Origin of the sequence: Mesorhizobium sp. M8A.F.Ca.ET.021.01.1.1 (assembly GCF_003998025.1) — a bacterium.
Classification (GTDB): Bacteria; Pseudomonadota; Alphaproteobacteria; order Rhizobiales; family Rhizobiaceae; genus Mesorhizobium.
Window position 1 is genome coordinate 1 of sequence record NZ_RZSJ01001056.1, and the last position, 673, is coordinate 673.

The 673-nt window shown below is 68.2% G+C and carries 1 pseudogene; it reads right to left on the reverse strand.

The features are described 5' to 3' along the window. Window positions 1–673, reverse strand: a pseudogene (locus EOA36_RS36555) (AsmA-like C-terminal region-containing protein); the annotation flags it as partial.

The following is a 673-nucleotide window of genomic DNA, read 5'->3' on the forward strand; positions in this document are numbered from 1 at the left end:
GCATCGGCCTTGGCTTTCGCGTCTGCCTCCGCCTTGGCTTTCGCTTCCGCGTCGGCCTTTGCCTTGGCATCCGCTTCAGCCTGGGCCTGAGCGTCGGCTTCCGCTTTCGCCTTGGCGTCGGCCTCCGCTTTCAGGCGCGCCGCTTCCTCTTGTTGGCGCAGTTCCTCGGCGGCCTTGTCGCGGGCATCCTGAAGTGCCGCGTAGTAGCGTACCTCGCGCCGCAGCCGCTGCTTCTCGAGCAGCGCGGCCTGCATCGCCTCGACGCGTTGCTGTTCTTTTTCCAGCGCGCGCTGCGTCAGGAACTGCGCCAGAGGCTCGCTGTCGAACTGCCGTTTCACGGCGCCGAACGGCCCCTCGGCGGTGAAATTCACGGCCGGCTCGGAGCCGGCAAGCGCTTCGTCGCCGGGCCGATAGGTGACCGCGCCCTTGGCCGAAACCGTGCTGGCGTTGAGGTCGGCCGTGATGTCGGCCGACAAGGTCGCCGCCGGATTTTCAAGGCTGATCGGCGGCGCCCTGAGCGTGCCGCCGGCAATCGTGAAGGCGACCTCGGCGTCCTTTGCGGCGAAGCTGCCGCCGGCGGCGATGTCAGGCGCGAAGCCGGCGGTCTTGGCCGCGTCGATATCGCGGCCGATCGCATCCGCCTTGGCGAGGAATGCGCTGAAGGCATCAGGAT